This is a genomic window from Mesorhizobium sp. B2-4-1 (assembly GCF_006442185.1).
Lineage (GTDB): Bacteria > Pseudomonadota > Alphaproteobacteria > Rhizobiales > Rhizobiaceae > Mesorhizobium.
In genome coordinates, this window is record NZ_VFVN01000005.1 from 123,010 (window position 1) to 142,469 (window position 19,460).

Sequence of the window (19,460 nt, forward strand, 5' to 3'; positions counted from 1 at the left end):
TCGGAACAAAAGGTGATCGAGCAGTTTTTCTCTCCCTGGGAGAAGGGAGGATTGGCGCTAGGGCCGCCGGAACCCCGTCGGCCCGCCGTAGAGATAGCCGATGCGGGCGACGGCTTCCTTCAGGCCTTCGCGCGACACCAACATGGTGTGGCCGTTGGCGTGGATCATGGTCTCGGCATCGGTCATGATGGCGACATGGCCTTTCCAGAAAACGAGATCGCCGCGGCGCAGGCCGGAATAATCGGGGCCTGGATCCAGCGGCTCGCCGATGCTCTGCGCCTGCATGTCGGAATCGCGCAGGACATCGGCGCCGGCCATGCGCATCGCCAGTTGCACGAGGCCGGAGCAATCGATGCCGAAGCCGGAGACACCACCCCAGAGATAGGGCGTGCCGAGAAACATCTCGGCCACCGAAACATAGTCGGCGGCCACATTACTGAGCGGCCGCAGGTGACCCGCTATGATTGCCTCACCGGAGGGCAGGACGGCATAGTGGGTGCCGCGCGTTTCGGCGGACCCGGTCACCGTGACGGTGGACCCCATCGACAGCTGTCCCGCGATCGGAAGGCGCAGATCCGGGCCGGGATAGAGGAAAGTTCGGGGCACGGAGACGATATGGGTGAGCGCATGATCCCGCCCGCCCAACATGGCGTCGGCGACATAGCCGACATAACCGTCCCGTTCGGCCTGGATCCAGGCCCAGCCCTCTCTGTCCTCGAAAACGAGCACGTCATCGCCGAACAGGGCTTGCGTGTTGACACCAGCGTCTGGACGCGGAGCCTTGCGGATATCGGCAACCGGGATCGAAATCCGCGCCGGCCGGCCGGCGACAAAGCGGTCGGCAGCGACCTCTCCTTTCAATCTCGCATCGGCAAGATCGGGCCGAAAGGCGTGGAGGCGGGCATCCCTGGCGGTCAAATCAGTTTATCCATTGAAGCGGCTGGTCGTCAGATGGTCAGCTCTTGTGCCTTGGCGATGATACCATCGCCGAAGCGCTCGACAAAGAGGGCGCCTTCGACCGTGCGCTTGATCAGCACGTTGCGCTTGTCGAGCTCGTCGCGATGACGCGACACCAGTTTGAGCGCACCCATTGTATCCAACGCGCGGGTGATGACCGGTTTGGTGACGTTGAGACGGGCCGCCAGCCCGCGCACCGTGTGCGGCGGCGGATCGAGATAGATGGTGAACAGGATAGCCGTCTGGCGCATGGTGAGGTCGGGCGCGTCGTCGCGCACCTGCGACAGCATCACTTGCTGCCACAATCGCAAGGCCTGGCTCGGGCGCATCGAAATCGACATCGCACGAGAATGACGGCAAATTGTTTCGGTTCCGTTTCAGTTTCGGCAACCTGCCGGCCCTGAAAGTCGCCGCCACCTCAGCCAAAACGCTTCGAGATGACGCGCTCCAGTGCCCGGATGCCTTGCGCCTCGCCGCCGGCAGGTCCGTGCGGACGATCGGCGGGGTTCCAGGCGAATATGTCGAAATGCGCCCAGCTTGGCGTCTTCTCGACAAAGCGCTTGAGAAACAGCGCCGCGGTGATGGAACCGGCGAACCCATCCGTGGTGACATTGTTGATGTCGGCGATCTTCGACGATAGCTTCGCATCATAGGGCCGCCACAGCGGCATGCGCCACAGCGGATCCTCGACCGCCAGCGAGGCTGTCGTCAGTTCCGAGGCTAGTGCCTCGTCGCCGGTGTAGAAGGGCGGCAGGTCCGGACCTAGCGCGACACGAGCAGCCCCGGTGAGCGTCGCCATGTCGACAAGCAATTGCGGCTCCTCCTCGTCGGCCAGCGCCAGCGCATCACCCAGAACCAGTCTTCCCTCGGCATCGGTGTTGCCAATCTCGACTGACATGCCCTTGCGGCTCGCCAACACGTCGCCAGGCCTGAAGGCGTTGCCGGCGATCGAATTCTCGACGGCCGGGATCAGCACGCGCAGCCGCACGTTCAATCCGGAGGCCATGATCATCGAGGCCAGACCCAGCACATTGGCGGCGCCCCCCATGTCCTTCTTCATCAACAGCATGCCGGACGACGGCTTGATATCGAGGCCGCCAGTGTCGAAACAGACGCCCTTGCCGACCAACGTCACTTTCGGCGCGCTCCTTGGCCCCCAGCCCATGCCGATAAGACGCGGTGCGCTGGACGAAGCCCGGCCGACGGCATGGATCATCGGGAAATTCTGCTTGATGAGATCGTCGCCCTTGATGACCGACACCTCGGCCTTGTGAATTTCGGCCAGGGCTCGAACCGCCTTCTCCAGCTCGTCCGGCCCCATGTCGCTGGTCGGCGTGTTGACAAGATCGCGCGTCAGGAAGACGCCTTCGACGATGCGGCGAACGCATTTTGCCTCTACGCCGGCCGGCAATTCGAAGCGCAGCGCCTTGCCCGGTTTCTTGCCATAGCGGGTAAAGACATAGCCGCCGAGGGCCAGCGCGATCGCCGCCAGCTCCGGCTCGGCCGGCGCGGAGGTGAAATGCCAGTCGCCCTCCGCCAGGCTTTTCGCCAGCGCGCCGACGGCCAGCGCGCCCTCGCCGTCGCCAATGCCGAACAAGGCACCGCCGAGCGCGCCGTTTTCCGCAGGCACGATGAGCGTCCTGCCCGCTTCGCCGGAGAAGCCGTTGGCCCTGGCCCACGCCACGGCTGATGACGTCAGACCGGCCGTCTCCAGACCGTCCTTAGCCACTAGATGGACAGGAAGCGGGTTGTTCAGCTTGTTCTCGACCAGTTCCACTGACATTCGATGTTCTCCTGCCGACGTCCGTCGATTCGGCGCTTCTTAACTGTCCGTTAGGGTTAACAGAATATTTCTTCGAGAGGGAAGATGGTCACGCAATGGCCACGCGCACGAATGGAGGCCCAGGGTGCCGATGTCGACGAACCGCACGATGAACGCCAGCGGAAAGCGGCTCATCACCACGGCCTTCATGCTCGCCCTCGCCGCAGGCGTTGCCGGCTGCGGAACCGACAAGATCAGCACAGGCTCGATCGGACGCACCAGCGGCAAGCCGCTGGAGACGATGTCGGCGGGAGAATTGCACAATGCGACGGCAGCGCTTGGCCAGTCCTATTCCAGGAATCCCAACGATAAGCGGATAGCGACCAACTTCGCCGCGGCGCTGCAGATGGATGGCGATGCCGACCAGTCGCTTGCCGTGATGCGCAAGCTGGCGATCGCCTATCCCAAGGATCGCGACGTGCTTGCCGCCTACGGCAAGGCGCTGGCCGCCAACGGCCAGTTCGAGGCGGCGCTTGATGCCGTGCGCCGGGCGCAGACGCCGGAATATCCCGACTGGAGGCTGGTGTCGGCGGAAGCGGCCATTCTCGACCAACTCGGCCAGAAGGACGACGCGCGCCAGCTCTACCGCAAGGCGCTGGAGCTCAAGCCGAACGAACCTTCGGTGCTTTCCAACCTTGGCATGTCCTATGTGCTGGGAGGCGACCTGCGCACCGCCGAAACCTATATGCGCTCGGCCGCACAGCAGCCGAATGCCGACAGCCGCGTGCGCCAGAACCTGGCGCTGGTCGTCGGCCTGCAGGGCCGCTTCGACGAAGCCGAGAAGATCGCCTCGCAGGAGCTGTCACCCGAACAGGCGCAGGCCAATGTCGCTTATCTCAGGCAGATGCTGGCTCAGCAAAATGCCTGGAGCCAGCTCAAGGACCAGGACAAGGCGAAAGCCGCAACCAACTGAGCGGCACGCGGCCACCGAACCCTGCATAAGAGAACCGCGCTGCGTCAGCCGCGCGGTTTTTCTTTGGATCGGTCAGATTCACCTACTGGCTGCTGGTTTCGTGCGCCTGGCCGAAGATGCCGCGCTGGCTGACCTGGATGCCGGCAGGGCCGAGGATGATGGCGAAAAGCACCGGCAGGAAAAACAGGATCATCGGCACGGTGAGCTTGGGCGGCAAGGCGGCGGCCTTCTTCTCGGCAGCGTTCATGCGTTGGTCCCGGCTTTCACCCGCGAGCACGCGCAACGCATGCGCCACAGGCGTGCCGTAACGCTCGGCCTGGACGAGTGCCTGCGATACCGACTTGACGGATTCCAGGCCGGTGCGGCTGGCGAGATTCTCATAGGCCTGCTTGCGCTCCTGCAGATAAGAGAGCTCGGCGTTCGTCAGGATGAATTCTTCCGCAAGGGCCACCGATTGGGCGCCGATCTCGTCGGCGACCTTGCGCAACGCCGCTTCCACCGACATGCCAGACTCGACGCAGATCAGCATCAGGTCAAGCGCGTCCGGCCATGCCATCTGGATCGATTGCTTGCGCTTGGTGGCGCGGTTGTTGACATAGACGACCGGTGCGTAGAAGCCGCCATAGGCAACGAGGACGCAGACGAACAGCCGGATGAACAGTGGCTGCTGCGGCAGTCCTCCGAGCACGAATATGTAGATAACGCCCAGTGCGAAGCCGACAAACGGAAGCACGAGGCGGAAGAAGAGGAACCGCGTCAGCGGGTTCTGCCCACGAAAGCCGGCAACCTTGAGCTTCTGCAAGGTACCCTCGTCGGCGAGGGCGCGCCGCAGGTCGAGCCTGTCGACGATGTTGCGCATGCCGATCGACTGTTCTTCGCGCAGGCCCTTGCGGCGGCGATCCGCCTCGCTTGCAAGCCGCGCGCGCTGCTTGGCGCGCAATTCGTCGCGTTCCAGCGCGACCGACTTCATGCGCGCCTTGAGCTGGTTTCCGCCAAATGCCGGCAGCAAGGTGAAGACCGTCGCGAACACGGCAATGCCGACCAGCAGCGCGATCAGGAGGCCGGGATCCGTCAGTGATTTGACGACTTGTTCGGTCATGCCGCGGCCCTAGACTTCGAAGTTCATCATCTTGCGCATCACGAAGATGCCGATCGACATCCAGACGGCCGAAACCCCCAGGATCAGGTTACCGATGCTCGTGGTGAACAGCGGCATCAGGTAGTTGGGGCTGGAGAGATAGACGAGAAACGCGACGATGAAAGGCAGCGCGCCGATGATGGCGGCGGACGCCTTGGCTTCCATCGACAGCGCCTGGACCTTGGCCTTCATCTTCTTGCGGTCGCGAAGCACGCGCGAAAGATTGCCCAGCGCCTCGGAGAGATTGCCGCCGGCCTGCGACTGGATCTGAATGACGATGCCGAAAAAGCTCGCCTCGGTGCATGGCATGGTCTCGGGCATACGCAAGGTGGCATCCGGGATCGACAGGCCCATCTGCTGCGAATCGACGATGCGGCGAAACTCGGCCTTGACGGGCTCGGGGGATTCATTGGCGATCAGGCGCACCGCATCGTTCAGCGGCAGGCCGGATTTGACCGCGCGCACGATGATGTCGAGCGCGTTGGGAAATTCGTTGAGGAATGCCTTGACCCGCCGCGCGCGGCGAAATGAGACGAACCAGCGCGGCAGGCCGAGCGCACCGGCCAGCAGCACGCCAGGCAAAACAAAAAGCGGCGCCCCCACCACAAAGGCGATGATCGTCAGGGCTAGGCCGCAAATGGCGGAATAGATGTAGAAGCGTTCGATGGAAACCTTCAGGCCGGCTTGGCGCAGTTGGGCTTTCAGCGGCGGTTTCTTGACCGCGCTGTCCTTGGATTTCTGCTTCTCGTCGAGTTCCTTCAAGGAATCCTGGACCGACTTGCGTCTTTTGGCCGCCTCCGCCACGCGATCGCGCGAAGCCTTGACGACGGAGCGATCCGTCTCCGCGGTCTTGATCGTTTCCAGCCGCTTGCCGGCCTGCTTTTCGTTGCTGATCCGGGTGAACAGGAATGCATAGGCGACCGCGCCGGCGCTGAAGCCGGCGAGCACGACAAACGCCAATACGGTGCCGTCAATTCCAAACATCGACCAGAACCCTTACGCCTGCAGCAGCGTCAGTCAGCGCGTTTCTCCATCGCCTCAAGCGCTATTGCGAGGCGCTGCTCCTCGCCATAGTAACGGGCGCGGTCCCAGAAATGCGGGCGACCGATGCCGGTCGATACATGCTCTCCCAGCAGCCGCCCATTCGCGTCCTCGCCCTTGATGTTGTAGAGGACGATGTCCTGCGTGATGATGACGTCGCCTTCCATTCCGATCACCTCGGTGATGTGAGTGATGCGGCGCGATCCGTCGCGCAGGCGTGCCGCCTGGATAATCACGTCGATGGAGCCGACGACGATTTCGCGCACGGTCTTCTGCGGCAGCGAAAAACCGCCCATTGCGATCATGGATTCGATACGATTCAGGCATTCGCGCGGGCTGTTCGAGTGGATCGTTCCCATCGAGCCGTCATGGCCGGTGTTCATCGCCTGCAGAAGGTCGAACACTTCGGGTCCGCGCACTTCGCCGACGATGATGCGCTCGGGCCGCATGCGCAGGCAGTTCTTGACCAGATCCCGCATCGTCACCTCGCCTTCCCCTTCGAGGTTGGGCGGGCGGGTTTCCAGACGGACAACATGCGGCTGCTGTAGTTGCAGTTCGGCCGAGTCCTCGCAGGTGATGACGCGTTCCTCGCGATCGATGTAGTTGGTCAGGCAGTTGAGGAGCGTCGTCTTGCCCGAGCCGGTGCCGCCGGAGATGACGATGTTGCAGCGAACACGGCCGATGATCTTGAGAACCTCGGCTCCTTGCGGCGAGATGGCGCCGAACTTCACCAGCTGATCGAGCGTCAGCTTGTCCTTCTTGAATTTGCGGATGGTGAGCGCGGTGCCGTCGATGGCGAGCGGCGGCGCGATGACGTTGACGCGGGAGCCGTCGGGAAGACGCGCATCGCAGATCGGGCTGGATTCATCGACGCGGCGGCCGACCTGGCTGACGATGCGCTGGCAGATGTTGAGAAGCTGCTGGTTGTCACGAAAACGAATGCCGGTCTGTTCGACCTTGCCGTTGACTTCGATGTAGACGTTCTTGGAGCCGTTGACCATGATGTCGGCGATGTCGTCGCGGGCGAGCAATGGCTCGAGCGGCCCATAGCCAAGCACGTCGTTGCAGATATCCTCGAGCAGTTCTTCCTGTTCGGCGATCGACATCGCGAAATTCTTGATCGCGATGATGTCGTTGACGATGTCGCGGATTTCCTCGCGCGCGCTTTCGGGATCGAGCTTGGCGAGTTGCGACAGGTCGATCGTGTCGATCAGGGCGGCGAAGACCTGGCTCTTGGTGTCGTAATAGGTTTCGCTCTTTTCGCGCGCCGCCCGCTTCGGCTCCGGAGCTATCGGCGGCGCCTCGACCGCGCGGCGGGCCGGCGGTGCAACAGGAGCGCTCGACGCAGGTGCGGCCGCCGGCCTCGCAAGAACCGCCGTATCGGCCGAATCCGCGACGGCTGGCGCGGTCGGCGCCGGTGCCGGCTGGCGGAATTCCGGCTTGAACCGGTTGCCGTCGTCGCTGCCTCTCTTACCAAACATGATCGACTACCAATTCCACTGAAGAAGCATCATTTCTTGTTGCGCGAAAGCTTGCCGAGCAGATTTCCGAGACCCGCTTTTTTCTTCACCCGGATTTCGCTGCGACCGGTCAGCACATGGGCAATTTCGTTGATCGTGGCGACAACCGGGTTCTTGGCGTCCATTTCACCAAGCATACGTCCGTTGTTGGCGGCATTGCCGAACAGCAGCGGGTCAAAGCCGATGATCGCCATCGCGGCCAGGCCGAGCGGCTCGGCGAAATCGGACGGGGAAATCTCCGGACGTTTGGGCACGCCGGCCTGATTGATGATGAGTTTGGGCGGCGAGTCGTTGGGACGAAGCCGTTTGAGCATGTCGACCAAATTCTTGGTATTGCGCAAATTGGCCAGTTCCGGCGTCGCTGTGATGACGATTTCATCGGCCTTGATCAGGGTGTTCTTGGTCCAACCCGTCCAGACATGGGGAACGTCGAGCACCAGGAGCGGCACGGTGCGCTGCGCGGTGTCGACAAGCTGCGTAAAGGCGTCGGGATCGAAATCATAGACGCGTTCGAGCGTCGAGGGCGCGGCGAGCAGCGAAAGGTGTTCGGCGCACTGGGTCAGCAGCCGGTCGAGATAGACTTCATCGATGCGCTCGGGCGAAAACACCGCTTCGGCGATGCCTTGCGCGGGATCCTGGTCGAAATTGATGTTGGCCGTGCCGAAAGCGAGGTCGAGGTCTGCGACGACCACCTCGGATTTGAACAGGGAGGACATCGCCCAAGCCACGTTATGGGCGATGGTGGAAGAGCCGACGCCACCCTTGGCGCCGACGAAGGCGATCGAGCGGCCGAGCGGCTCGGCTTCCGGATCGACAAAGATCGACGATATGACGCTGACGATGTCGGCCATCGACACCGGCGCGATGACATATTCGGAAATGCCGGAGCGGATGAGCTCGCGATAGAGGCCGACATCGTTGTAGTGGCCGATTACCACCACTTTGGAAGACGGGTCGCAATATTCCGAGAGCTGCGCGAGCTGTTCCAGCAGCTGTTTGGGTTCGCTGCGCGACTCCAGCAGGATCAGGTTCGGCGTCGGCGCCGACTGGTAGAATTCGATGGCCGTGGGGACGCCGCCCATATGGACCTTGAGATGGGCCTTGGTCATGCGGCGGTCCTCGCCGGCGCGCTCGACTGGATTGGCGACACCCTCGGTCTCGCAGAATGCCTGGATCGAGATGCGGGGAACCGGCCGCAGCGCCTGCATCGCGGCGATGTCCTGCGGCGAGGTCTCACCGCCGTCCATGGGGGCGTCATAGGCAAGGTTGCTCATGGTCATCTTTCCGTGACTTCTCTTTTCCTTAGGGCGCGGCTCAGTACGTCACTTCAGAATTGCCGAGGAACTCGTCCGAAATACCCCTGCTGCGGTAGACATCGATCACCGCGCCACGATTTTCCGCGTCGATGGTGGTCTGCTTGCGCGGCCCGATCAGGTCGGCCGGATTGGCCATCTGGGCGGCGAGATTGTTTTGATAGGAGCAGCCGAAATCGGCATAGTGTTTGTTCTCAGACGTCTCCAGCAGGTCATCTGGCCATCGTCCGCATTTGTCGGTCTGGGCCTTCACGGCGATATAGGCGACCCGGATCGGGGCGGATGTCTCACTCGAGGCAGCCTGATAGGAGACGACCACGATCCGGTTGCGCTTGACGCCCGCGGCAATCGCGAGCCGGGCGAAATCGCGCGCTGCTGCGGCGGCGGCGACCTCGTTGGCCGAGCCGCTCGGAACCTGGATCGTCAGCGTCGGGGCAGCACTCTTGTCATAGCCGTCGAGGAAACCCAGGAGCGTATCGCGCTGCGAGCCGGTCATGCCGCGGTCACCTGCACCGACAGGTAGATCTATCTTTTGGTTCTTCTCGGCGATCACGATCGGATGGTTGGTGCGGTAGTCGTCTGGAATGGCGCCGACGGTGACACTGTCGCGCTGGGCGCAGCCGGCCAGCAATGCCGCCATCGCCACCGCCAGGGCAGGAATGGCGCGCCGGAGAATTCGCGAACGGCCGGAGCGCGTGGTCATGGCGATGGTCCTTGCCTGCAATGCTGACTGAGACATGTCCGCTTCCCCGTTCACTTGTAGATGAAGCCGACGACGCCGTGATAACGGCCGCTGGGCTTGTCCGTCTGCATTGTGCCGTAGACACGATTGACTCGGCCCAGGAACATACCGGCGCCATCGCTGGCGGCGTTGAAATTGTCGTCAGGTTTGGCGAGGTCGTTTCGTGCCACCGGTTTCACCAGATAGGGCGTGATGATGATCACCAGTTCGGTCTCGTTGCGCACGAAGTCTCTGCTTCGGAACAGTGTGCCGAGCACCGGGATCTTTGTCAGCCCGGGCAGGCCGGCGACAGCCTGCCTGACGTCATCGCGGACGAGGCCGGCGATCATCATCGAACCACCTGACGGCAATTCGACGGTCGTGTCGGCAAGTCTCTTGCGGATGGACAACAGCGTGGTTCCGGGCAACCTGCCTGCAGCTTCCAGCGTGGTGGCGCCTTCGGCAGTAGGCTCCGACACGGACGTCCGGACCTTGAGGCTGATCCGACCGGCCGACAGCACAACCGGCTGAAACTCCAGGCCGATGCCGTATTCGAGTTTGTCGTTGGTGTATGTGACCTGCCCTGTCTTGTTCTCGTCTGAAACATTGTTCGTTCGGCTGGTGATGAGATTGAACTCGCCACCGACCCTGAATGTTGCCTTCTCACCCGACACGGCGGTGAGGGTCGGCTCCGCCAGCGTCTTCATGACGCCACCTTGCTCCATTGCGTTTAGATACGCCTGAAGCGCCGAGGTGCCGATCGAAGCTCCCGAGAATTGCGACAGCGGTTTCCCAAGCCCGTATGCCGGGGTGCTCATCGCGTCATAGCTGATGCCGTTGCTACCGCCGCTGCCCACCATGTTGACGCCAAGCTGCTTCATCACGGAGCGGCTGACTTCGGCGACCGTCACCTTGAGCGTGACCTGGTCGTCGCCGATGATCTGCAAAAGATTGACGATTTTCGAGACGCGGCGTTCCTGGTCCGGATTGTTGATGTCGACACCACTCTGGGCCGAGCCGCCGGCCGCGGTCTGCGAATATTGTCCCGTCGTCGCTTCACCGCCCGAGACGAAGATCGTCGCCAGGTCGACGGCGCGTTTGGCGTCCAGCGGCGTGTCGACGGTTCCCGTCAGGACGACGTTGTCGTTCAGCAGTTCGACCTTGATGGACGATGTCGGGATGAAGCGCTTGATATAATCCTCCAGGCCTGCGACGTCGCGTTCGACGGCCAGATCGAGGCTGACGATCTGTTCGCCATTCGGCCCGAACACAAAGATGTTGGTCTCGCCAACCGCCTTGCCGAACAGGTAGATGCGCCTCGCGGTGCGGGTCACCGCATCGGCGACGGTCGGATTGGCGACAAGAATGTCGTAGGCATCACTCGGCAGGTCGATGACCACCGACTTGTTGAGGCCGAGCTTGACGCGCTGGGTGGCCGCCGAAGCCGAAACCTGGGCACTCTTGGCCTCGACAACGCTCTGCACGTTTGTCCCCACGAGCAGCAGGCCAAAAGCCGCTGCCATGATCGCCGGCAGTTTACCGCTTAGCCTCATTTCCTTGCCCCCACTTCGGAAACTTCGCCCGACTTGATCAGCCTGACCGATCCCTTGCGGCCATTGCCGGAAACGAGATAGTCGGCCTCATCCAAATTCTTTTCCTGGGTGTCCGTGATCGCGCGCAGCGCGAGCGTCAGGCGATCCGCCATCTGCTGGGCGACGGTGATGATCTCCGCCTGCTTGGGCGTCAGTTCCAGCGTGGCGGTCTGGCCCACCCTGGTCTTCTTGCCTTCCTCGTCCTCCTGGATGGTCTGGTCGATCGCCAGGACGCGGATGTTCTTGAGGATGGTTTCGGTGTTGAAGCCGGAGCCGCCGCTGTTGGCATCGGCCCGGCGGGTCATGATGACGTCGACGAAATCATTCGGAAGGATGAAGCCGCCGGCAGAGGTGTCGGCCGATATCGTCGTGGCGACCGCCCGCATGCCGGAAGGCAGGATCGACGACATGAAGCTTTGCCCCTCGCCGATCAGCTTGGAACGCCGCACCGGCTCGCCCGCGTACATTGGCACACGGGCTATGGACGCCTTCAGTTTCTCCAGGGCATCGGGAGCAGTGGCCTTGGTGATGAAATTGGCGTTGATGCCGTCAGCCGGCCAGGATTGCCAGGCAATGTTGTTCTCGAGCGGGCTGCCCATGGTGACATCGCCCGACAGGACAAGCACGTCCTGCAATGCCACGGCGGGAGCCGCTGGACCGGACTCGACGATCTGCGGTGGCGGCGCGGCGACCATGTTCTTCGCGACATAGCCAGCACCACCCGCCGCGGCGACTGCCACGCTCAGAATAATCAATCGGGATGCTGGCATCTGTCCGAACCCTCGCCTTGGCAAACCACCTAGCCAGGCCGGACTTTGCAGCGGCAATCGTCAAAACAAGGTTAATGTAATGCTTACGATCGTGATTAATTTAAGGTTTACATAAATTAGCTGTATTGCGCAGCCACGGACAAACAGCCAGCCCCGCTCCGCGGAGCCAGCCGCAACACAGCCAAGGAATGATCGGTAAGGTCAGGCCGCCAGCCTGGCCAGCGCCCATACCATCAGGGGCGAATCCGGGTAGGTCAGCAATCCGCCCAAACCGAGCGCGATGCCGTAGGGAACCCCGGTCGTCTCGTCCGCGAAGTGACGCAGGAACGGATTGCGGCCGGTAAAAACCGCAAGCGGCGACTTCCGGTAGACGAGAATGGCAAGCGTCAGCAAGCCGCCTATGAAGGTCGAGACCACGAGATACTCGACGAGCTGGATGTTGAGTCCCATCCACACGGCGGTCGCGGCCAGCAGCTTGGCATCACCGCCGCCCATGCCGCCCATTGCAAAGAGGCCGAACGTTGCGGCAAGAACCAGCGCGCCGGCGGCGAAATGCCAGCCATAGGCCGCCCATCCCATGCCGGTCAGCGGCGCAACCAGCGCGAAGACGACGACGAGCAGCACCGGCACGCGATTGGCGATCGTCATCGACAGCATGTCGGAGATCGCGGCGAACAGCATGCAGAACGGGAAGACGACGAAGATCAGGGCTTCAAGCATCGGCGCTATGCCTATTATCGGATTAAGCCGCACTCAATCTAAGCATGTTCGATTAACGATTGATGAGGCCCAGAGCAAAAAGACATTGAATAGAACAAGGGCCGCCAGGTGGCGGCCCTTATCCAGAACGCAATCCGAGCGCTCAATATACTTGACGTCGTTCAGGGCGTCGGGACGTTGTTCAGGGACGTTCCGATAGCTTCGAACTTGGCGTTGATGGCGTTGCCAAGCGCGCCGGCGCCGACGATGATGGCGAGCGCGATGAGGGCGGCGATCAGACCATATTCGATAGCGGTCGCGCCGGATTCGTCCTTTACGAAACGTGCAATGAGATTAGACATTCGAGAGCTCCTACTCCACGTGTTACAGCACTTCCGTCAACTTCTGTGATGGTTGATCGGATGCTGCCAATCTAGGGAGAAGCTCTTTCGATCGACTTAATAAACAGCCTTACCGATTCCTTTCCCGGTTGGAACATATTGCGTGGTTAACTATGGGCTAAGCGCCGGCCGAGGCGCAATTCCTAGGCAAGCAGCCGCAAAAGAAACAGCTCCGCGGCGCGTATGACGATCGCGGCATATGGCGCCCGGGCCTGCTTAACCGTTGGTTCACCAATCTCGTTCATGTTCCGTTGAACAGTCCGCCCGCCTGGAGCGCGTCAATGGCCGAGCCGAAATCGTCGATCCTGATTGCCGTGCTTCTTGCCGCCGTGAGCTTTGTCATGCCCGCCAGGGCCGACACCGGCATCGAGGTCACCATGAACCAGGCCAAGATCGTCAAACTGTCGCGCCCCGCCGACACGATCGTGGTCGGCAACCCGGCAATCGCCGACGCGTCCGTGCAGGACGCCTCGACGATCGTGCTGACTGGCAAGGGCTTCGGCGTCACCAACCTCGTCGTCCTCGACCAGGATGGCAGCCCGATCATCGATGAACAGATCACCGTCGTGCGGCAGGCGGCCTCGTCGGTGCGCATCTACCGGCGCGCTGAAGTTCAGACCATGTCCTGCACGCCCTATTGCGAAAGCTCCTACAAGAGCGAAGCCGAAAAATCCTCGGAAGCCGAGATGAGCGTCAGCCGGTAGGCACGCGGTCAGGTTAGCGGGTGGTTAAGACGCCCGCGGCGACTTTAACGATCATCCAAACCGGACTTCAATTGGTTTGCACTAATACACCTGCCGAGACCGTCTGGGGATGGGCAGGATCAGAGCATGAGCATCGAATTCGTCTCGACAAGCGACCGCAAGGCAAGACGGGCACCGTTTTTCGAACGCTTCGCCGGCGACCGCCGCGGCAGTACGGCGCTGGAATTCGCGCTTCTCGCATTGCCGTTCGCGGTTCTTGTCTTCGCCATCCTGGAAAGCTGCATCTCATTTGCCGGCCAGGAAGTTATGGCCAACATCACCGACGATATCGCGCGCAAATTGCGCACCGGGCAGTTGAGGCCGGCCGACGTCGCCGGGGACAAGTTGAAGACCATGATCTGCGACAAACTGGAGATCATCGTCTCGCAGGATTGCGCCAAACAGTTGGACGTAGACCTTCGCGAATATCCGACTTTCGCCGACGCGGCCACGGCTAGCTTCAAGATCGACAACGGCAACATCATTTTGATGCAAGGCGCCAACTCGCAGCCCTTCGCGACCACGCCGGGCCTGGCAGAATCGAAGAACATGCTGCGGGTCTTCTACAAATGGCCCGTCATGACCGATCTTCTGGCTCAGTCGATGGGCGGTAACAAGACACTGCATTTTGCATCGGTGACCTGGCAGAACGAGCCATTCGACAACTGAGTTCGCGGCGAAAGCAAAGCCAAGAAAAAGGGACGGGCATGATGCGTGCGGGGGCACATCCAGGAATTGCAGGACGCTGGGGGAAGTGGGTCGGTTTCATACGCGATCGCCGCGGCATCGCGGCGGTCGAGTTCGCCCTGATCGTCCCCATCCTGCTGATCATGTATTTCATCACAATGGAGGCCTCTCAGGCCATCGAGACCAGCAAGAAGGTCAGCCGCATCGGCAGCATGGTCGCGGATCTGGTCACGCAGCAGCCGACCATCGTCAAGGCGGATCTGGATGCCATCATGAAGATCGGCACCTCCACCTTGCAGCCGTACAATCGCTCGAAGCCGGATATCACCATCACGGCAATACAGGTCACAACCGACACGCCGCCCAGGGTGAACGTGGTGTGGTCGCGCAAGGTGGTCAATGGCGCTTACAGTATCGGCACCGCCCTGCCCGCAACCACTACGGTTCCGGCAACGCTCAGGGTCGCAGGCACCTTTCTCATTCGTGTCGAAAGCAAACTTGGTTACAAACCGATCATCACCTGGTCCGCAGACAGCTCACAGACGGCCGGATTGACGACGGTCTTCAACAACATATCGATGGGCGAGACCTATTATCTGCGTCCGCGCAGAAGCCTGACGATCCCTTGCGGCGACTGCTGACGACCCTATCGCCGCACGCCACCGTCCGACACCAGACGCACGATGGCGTGCGCCATCTCGTAATCCTTGGGAACCACGGTGGCGAAACCGCCGGAATGCCTCGATTCCAGCAGGTCGTAGATGTCGGGCGTCGTCGATTTGAGATTGGTCAGGAAAACTGCCAACCGGCGCTTGGCTTCCGGGTCGAGATCGCTGCGCACCGCATGGGGACCGTATCTCAGCAAGCCCGACGTCCATGCGACTTGAAGGGCGGTCGCCGAAAGCCCGGCGGCTTCGAGCCTTGCCTGCGTGCCCGATAGTCTTGGCTCGCCGTCGGCCGCCGCCGTCGCCCAGCCGAACAAGGCATCGGCCTGGCCATCGACCAGCATTCCTTCCGCGGCCGAGGCGGAACCGGCGTGAACCAGAAACGATGCGTCCTCTGCGATCTTGACGTGCTCGGCAGCCAGTCCGGCCAATGGCAAAAGAGAACCAATGCTGTCCGCCGGCGGCATGGCGATCCGGTGGGTTTCCATCGCGGCCAGGCTGGGCACCTTGCCATCCTTCGTCAGCAGCACGGCGCGGATGCCGACCGCGCCATCGGAATCGACCGGTGCCACAAGCGGTTCGACGCACTCGCAGCGTCTTGACGCCGTTGCATAGGCGGTCGCCGAGTAGACGGCATATTCGATGCGAGCATTGGCCTGCGCATCGATCAGCGCGGCATAGTCACGGGCAACGACGAACTCCACCTTCATGCCCAGCGCGTTGGTAAAGGCCTCGGTCAACCGCGCCAGGCCTGGAACGGTGTTGGCGGCGCCGGGTTCGGCGACGATGCCGATGCGAAACGTGCCGATATCGTCACGCCAGTCGGCGTGCGCCGAGCCGGACCAGACCGCGCCTTGCGCGATCATGAGAGCGGCGCATGTCTTCAGGGCAGCTTTCATGGGAGACCCGGTCCTGCGATCCGTCAATGAATTGGTTCCGGACTATCGCGCCGAGCGGTTGCCGTTTGGTTTCCGAATTGCCAATGCCGCCGTGGAACCCTATGTCTGGGTGCTCAAACCGGCAACAATGACCTCATGGCGCGTGCTTTCCTCTTCGTCCTGGATTCCTTCGGCATAGGCGGCGCCGCCGACGCCGAACGCTACGGAGATGCCGGTGCCAACACCTTCGCCCATATCACCGAGGCCTGTGCGGAAGGCCGCGCCGATCGCGAAGGACTTCGCCAGGGGCCGTTGTTTGTTCCCAACATGGCGTCGCTCGGACTTGGCAAGGCTGCCGAGACCGCGACGGGGCTGGGCTTTGCCGCTTTCGGGACGGATCTCGTCGCCAATGCCTTCCACGGTGCCGCCCAGGAGGTTTCGAGCGGCAAGGACACGCCATCCGGCCATTGGGAGATAGCCGGCCTGCCGGTACGTTTCGACTGGGGCTACTTTCCCGACACGGTCCCGGCCTTTCCCTCCGAACTGACCGAGGCCATCATCCGCGAAGGCAAGGTGCCGGGCATTCTCGGCAACTGCCACGCGCCTGGCACCGAGATCATCGAACGGTTCGGTGAGGAGCACGTCCGCACGGGCAAGCCAATCTGCTACACCTCCGTGGACTCAGTCCTGCAAGTCGCCGCGCACGAGGTCCATTTCGGCCTGGAGCGGCTCTACGAATTCTGCAAGGTGGTGCGTCGCCTGGTTGATCCGTTGAGGATCGGAAGGGTGATCGCCCGACCGTTCGTCGGCGAGACGGCAGCCACTTTCGAGCGGACCTACAACCGACACGACTACGCCGTGCCGCCACCCGAGCCGACATTGCTCGACCGGCTGACGGCGCGTGGCAGCCGCGTCATCGCCGTCGGCAAGATCGGCGACATCTTTGCCCATCGGGGGATTTCGGAAGTTCGCAAGGCCGCGGGCAACATGGCCATGTTCGACCAGGCGCTTGATGCAATGGATGCGGCCCGCGACGGCGATCTCGTCTTCGCCAATTTCGTCGATTTCGACACCGAGTTCGGGCATCGCCGCGATGTTGCAGGTTATGCCGCCGCGCTCGAGGCCTTCGACCGGCGACTGTTGGAAGCATTCGCGAGATTGCGACAGGGCGATCTGCTGATCCTGACGGCCGACCACGGCAACGACCCGACCTGGCGCGGCACCGACCACACACGCGAACGGATTCCGGTGATCGGCATCGGACCGGGTCTGACGGGCGGCGACATCGGGCTGAGAACGACATTCTGCGACATTGGTGAAACCGTGGCCGAACATCTCGGGTTGGCGCACGGCCGCTACGGCACTTCCTTTTACCCGGATATAGGCGGCCATGCCTGAATTGCCCGAGGTCGAGACGGTCCGGCGCGGGCTGGAGCCGGTTCTGGAGGGTGCCCGCATCATCCGCGCCGAGGCACGCCGGCCGGACCTGCGTTTTCCATTCCCCGAAAAATTCGCCGAGCGGCTGACCGGCAAGACGATCACGGCGCTCGGACGCCGAGCCAAATATCTGACGATGGATCTCGAAGGCGGTCCCGCCCTGATCTGCCATCTCGGCATGTCGGGCTCGTTTCGCATCGAGACGGCCGACGCTGCCGAAATGCCCGGCGTGTTCCATCACGAGCGGTCGAAGAGTTCGACGCACGACCATGTCATCTTCGACGTCGCCTCTCGGGACGGCACCCGCTCGCGCGTGGTTTTCAACGATCCGCGCCGCTTCGGCTTCATGCTGTTTTGCGAAGGGCCGCCGGATACCCATCCGATGCTGGCGGGGCTCGGCGTCGAACCCACCGGCAATGCGCTTGATGGAGTGCTGCTGGCCTCGCTGCTGAAGGGCCGGAAATCGCCGCTGAAGGCCGCTCTTCTCGACCAGAGACTGATAGCCGGGCTCGGCAACATCTATGTCTCGGAGGCGCTATGGCGCGCCGGGCTGTCGCCGCTGCGCGAGGCGGGCACGATAGCCAAAGCCGGCAAGAAAGCGGGTGAGCAAAGCCGGGGGCTTGCCGTGGCGGTCCGCTCGGTCATCGCAGATGCCATTGCGGCCGGCGGATCGTCGCTGCGCGACTACATGCAGACCGACGGTTCGCTGGGCTATTTCCAGCACTCCTTCGCGGTGTATGACCGGGAGGGCGAACCCTGCTCCAAGCCTGGCTGCGGCGGCCATATCGAGCGCATCACGCAGAGCGGCCGCTCGACCTTCTATTGCCGGACCTGTCAGCGGTGAGCTAGATCGATCTTCAATTGCCTGGAAGAGGAGCCGAAGCCATGGCCTATGAAACGATCGTCGTTGAAACCAGGGGCAAGGTCGGGCTGATCACCTTGAACCGGCCGAAGGCGCTCAATGCGCTGAATTCCCAGGTCATGGCGGAATTGGTGGCCGCGGTAAACGTGTTCGGGGCAGATGACGGCATCGGCGCGATGGTCGTCACTGGTTCCGAGAAGGCCTTCGCCGCAGGCGCCGATATCAAGGAAATGCAGTCGATTTCCTACGTCGATGCCTACATCAAGGACTTTTTCGTCGGCTGGGAAGAGTTGACCCGGGCGCGCAAGCCGATCATCGCGGCGGTGGCCGGCTATGCGCTGGGCGGCGGCTGCGAACTGGCGATGATGTGCGACTTCATCATCGCCGCCGACACGGCAAAATTCGGCCAGCCCGAAATCACGCTCGGCGTCATTCCCGGCATGGGCGGCTCACAACGCCTGACCCGGTTCGTCGGCAAGTCGAAGGCGATGGACATGTGCCTGACCGGGCGGATGATGGATGCCGCGGAGGCCGAGCGTTCCGGCCTGGTCTCGCGCGTCGTGCCTGCCGGCGAGCTTGTCGAGGAGGCCGTCAAGGCGGCGGCCAAGATCGCCGATTTTTCGCTGCCGTCGGTGATGATGGCAAAGGAAGCCGTCAACCGAGCCTATGAAACGACGCTCGCCGAGGGGCTGCGGTTCGAACGTCGCCTGTTCCATTCGCTGTTTGCGCTCGACGACCAGAAGGAAGGCATGGCGGCCTTCGCCGAGAAGCGCAAGCCGAATTTCACCAATCGCTGACAGCGCACCTCCGGGGGCCAAGTGCTTCGGCGTGGCTGAAAAAATGCTCCGGCGCGACGACAGCCAAAAAGAACGCCAGCCAGCGTTGACGCGCCGGGAAAGCTGAACTATAAGCCGCACCAACCGAGGCGGCCCTGTGGCTGCCCGTTTGTTTTTTGTGCCCTGCGGCATGCCGCATGCGCCGACCAGATCAGAAGAGAGGCATCATGGCCAATACATCCTCGGCCAAAAAGGCAACGCGCAAGATCGTCCGCCGCGCGGCGATCAACAAAAACCGCCGCTCGCGCGTCCGCACTTATGTGCGCCAGGTCGAGGAGGCGCTCGCCTCCGGCGACAAGGCCGCCGCGCAGGCGGCGTTCAAGGCCGCCGAGCCGGAATTGATGCGTGCCGCGACAAAGGGCGTGATCCACAAGAACACCGCGGCCCGCAAGGTTTCACGGCTGGCCCAGCGCCTCAAGGTGCTGTCGGCCTGACGTCCCTTTCCGGACTGATCTTCTGGGAACC

Annotated in this window: 21 protein-coding genes; 8 read left to right on the plus strand and 13 right to left on the minus strand. The window is 62.4% G+C overall.

The genetic code is table 11. The features are described 5' to 3' along the window. Nucleotides 1-57: 57 nt before the first annotated feature. The 3 genes from FJ949_RS14920 to FJ949_RS14930 form a co-directional block, all read right to left on the minus strand. The gene (locus FJ949_RS14920; RefSeq protein ID WP_140496697.1) at nucleotides 58-918 is read right to left on the minus strand and encodes an NlpC/P60 family protein; all 861 of its coding nucleotides are present in this window, start codon (nucleotides 916-918) and stop codon (nucleotides 58-60) included. Between the two features lie 29 nt (nucleotides 919-947). Beyond that, the gene (locus FJ949_RS14925; RefSeq protein WP_140496699.1) at nucleotides 948-1,298 is read right to left on the minus strand and encodes a MarR family winged helix-turn-helix transcriptional regulator; all 351 of its coding nucleotides are present in this window, start codon (nucleotides 1,296-1,298) and stop codon (nucleotides 948-950) included. Between the two features lie 77 nt (nucleotides 1,299-1,375). Continuing rightward, nucleotides 1,376-2,740 carry a leucyl aminopeptidase family protein gene (locus FJ949_RS14930; RefSeq protein ID WP_140496701.1) on the minus strand — a complete coding sequence of 455 codons (1,365 nt, stop codon included), beginning with the start codon at nucleotides 2,738-2,740 and terminating at the stop codon, nucleotides 1,376-1,378. A gap of 130 nt (nucleotides 2,741-2,870) precedes the next feature. Between FJ949_RS14930 and FJ949_RS14935 the strand changes: the two genes are divergently transcribed. After that, a complete protein-coding gene (locus tag FJ949_RS14935) occupies nucleotides 2,871-3,692 on the plus strand; it encodes a tetratricopeptide repeat protein (RefSeq protein ID WP_140496703.1) in 822 nt (273 codons plus the stop codon). An 82-nt stretch (nucleotides 3,693-3,774) separates the two neighbouring features. Here the strand turns inward: FJ949_RS14935 and FJ949_RS14940 are convergent, their stop codons facing one another. The 9 genes from FJ949_RS14940 to FJ949_RS14980 all read right to left on the minus strand — a co-directional run bounded on the left by FJ949_RS14940 (nucleotide 3,775) and on the right by FJ949_RS14980 (nucleotide 12,848). Then, the gene (locus tag FJ949_RS14940) at nucleotides 3,775-4,791 is read right to left on the minus strand and encodes a type II secretion system F family protein (RefSeq protein WP_140496706.1); all 1,017 of its coding nucleotides are present in this window, start codon (nucleotides 4,789-4,791) and stop codon (nucleotides 3,775-3,777) included. A gap of 9 nt (nucleotides 4,792-4,800) precedes the next feature. Then, nucleotides 4,801-5,814 (minus strand): type II secretion system F family protein, encoded by a 1,014-nt coding sequence (locus FJ949_RS14945; RefSeq protein WP_140496708.1) that lies wholly within the window; start codon nucleotides 5,812-5,814, stop codon nucleotides 4,801-4,803. 29 nt (nucleotides 5,815-5,843) lie between these two features. Then, the gene (locus FJ949_RS14950) at nucleotides 5,844-7,352 is read right to left on the minus strand and encodes a CpaF family protein (RefSeq protein ID WP_140496710.1); all 1,509 of its coding nucleotides are present in this window, start codon (nucleotides 7,350-7,352) and stop codon (nucleotides 5,844-5,846) included. Nucleotides 7,353-7,381: 29 nt separating this feature from the next. Then, the gene (locus tag FJ949_RS14955; RefSeq protein ID WP_140496712.1) at nucleotides 7,382-8,671 is read right to left on the minus strand and encodes a CpaE family protein; all 1,290 of its coding nucleotides are present in this window, start codon (nucleotides 8,669-8,671) and stop codon (nucleotides 7,382-7,384) included. Nucleotides 8,672-8,705: 34 nt separating this feature from the next. Next, nucleotides 8,706-9,443, minus strand: a complete 738-nt coding sequence (locus tag FJ949_RS14960; protein ID WP_140496714.1) for a CpaD family pilus assembly protein — start codon at nucleotides 9,441-9,443, stop codon at nucleotides 8,706-8,708. Nucleotides 9,444-9,457: 14 nt separating this feature from the next. After that, the gene (locus FJ949_RS14965; protein WP_140496723.1) at nucleotides 9,458-10,978 is read right to left on the minus strand and encodes a type II and III secretion system protein family protein; all 1,521 of its coding nucleotides are present in this window, start codon (nucleotides 10,976-10,978) and stop codon (nucleotides 9,458-9,460) included. Next, a complete protein-coding gene (cpaB, locus tag FJ949_RS14970; RefSeq protein WP_140496725.1) occupies nucleotides 10,975-11,787 on the minus strand; it encodes a Flp pilus assembly protein CpaB in 813 nt (270 codons plus the stop codon). Before cpaB ends, FJ949_RS14965 begins: the two co-directional genes overlap by 4 nt. Before the next feature lie 201 nt (nucleotides 11,788-11,988). Then, a complete protein-coding gene (locus FJ949_RS14975) occupies nucleotides 11,989-12,507 on the minus strand; it encodes a prepilin peptidase (protein ID WP_140496727.1) in 519 nt (172 codons plus the stop codon). Nucleotides 12,508-12,668: 161 nt separating this feature from the next. Continuing rightward, the gene (locus FJ949_RS14980; RefSeq protein ID WP_140496730.1) at nucleotides 12,669-12,848 is read right to left on the minus strand and encodes a Flp family type IVb pilin; all 180 of its coding nucleotides are present in this window, start codon (nucleotides 12,846-12,848) and stop codon (nucleotides 12,669-12,671) included. A 320-nt stretch (nucleotides 12,849-13,168) separates the two neighbouring features. Between FJ949_RS14980 and FJ949_RS14985 the strand changes: the two genes are divergently transcribed. The 3 genes from FJ949_RS14985 (at nucleotide 13,169) to FJ949_RS14995 (ending at nucleotide 14,958) form a co-directional block, all read left to right on the plus strand. Further along, entirely contained in the window at nucleotides 13,169-13,591 is a 423-nt protein-coding gene (locus FJ949_RS14985; protein ID WP_140496732.1) for a pilus assembly protein N-terminal domain-containing protein, read from the plus strand. A 126-nt stretch (nucleotides 13,592-13,717) separates the two neighbouring features. Then, complete coding sequence (locus FJ949_RS14990) at nucleotides 13,718-14,299, plus strand: TadE/TadG family type IV pilus assembly protein (protein ID WP_140496734.1); 582 nt, start codon at nucleotides 13,718-13,720, stop codon at nucleotides 14,297-14,299. Between the two features lie 38 nt (nucleotides 14,300-14,337). Continuing rightward, nucleotides 14,338-14,958: a TadE/TadG family type IV pilus assembly protein gene (locus FJ949_RS14995; RefSeq protein ID WP_140496736.1), complete on the plus strand. Its 621-nt coding sequence runs from the start codon at nucleotides 14,338-14,340 to the stop codon at nucleotides 14,956-14,958. Between the two features lie 5 nt (nucleotides 14,959-14,963). Here the strand turns inward: FJ949_RS14995 and FJ949_RS15000 are convergent, their stop codons facing one another. Then, nucleotides 14,964-15,881, minus strand: coding sequence for a PhnD/SsuA/transferrin family substrate-binding protein (locus FJ949_RS15000; protein ID WP_140496738.1), 918 nt, complete (start codon nucleotides 15,879-15,881; stop codon nucleotides 14,964-14,966). Between the two features lie 135 nt (nucleotides 15,882-16,016). On the opposite strand from FJ949_RS15000, the gene FJ949_RS15005 reads away from it, so the two are divergent. The 4 genes from FJ949_RS15005 to rpsT all read left to right on the plus strand — a co-directional run bounded on the left by FJ949_RS15005 (nucleotide 16,017) and on the right by rpsT (nucleotide 19,429). Further along, nucleotides 16,017-17,258 carry a phosphopentomutase gene (locus tag FJ949_RS15005; protein ID WP_140496740.1) on the plus strand — a complete coding sequence of 414 codons (1,242 nt, stop codon included), beginning with the start codon at nucleotides 16,017-16,019 and terminating at the stop codon, nucleotides 17,256-17,258. Next, complete coding sequence (gene mutM / locus FJ949_RS15010; RefSeq protein ID WP_140496743.1) at nucleotides 17,251-18,141, plus strand: bifunctional DNA-formamidopyrimidine glycosylase/DNA-(apurinic or apyrimidinic site) lyase; 891 nt, start codon at nucleotides 17,251-17,253, stop codon at nucleotides 18,139-18,141. Before FJ949_RS15005 ends, mutM begins: the two co-directional genes overlap by 8 nt. A 41-nt stretch (nucleotides 18,142-18,182) precedes the next feature. Next, nucleotides 18,183-18,956, plus strand: coding sequence for an enoyl-CoA hydratase (locus FJ949_RS15015; RefSeq protein ID WP_140496745.1), 774 nt, complete (start codon nucleotides 18,183-18,185; stop codon nucleotides 18,954-18,956). A 206-nt stretch (nucleotides 18,957-19,162) separates the two neighbouring features. Further along, on the plus strand, nucleotides 19,163-19,429 hold the full coding sequence (gene rpsT / locus FJ949_RS15020) for a 30S ribosomal protein S20 (protein WP_140496747.1): 267 nt from the start codon (nucleotides 19,163-19,165) through the stop codon (nucleotides 19,427-19,429). Nucleotides 19,430-19,460: the final 31 nt, after the last annotated feature.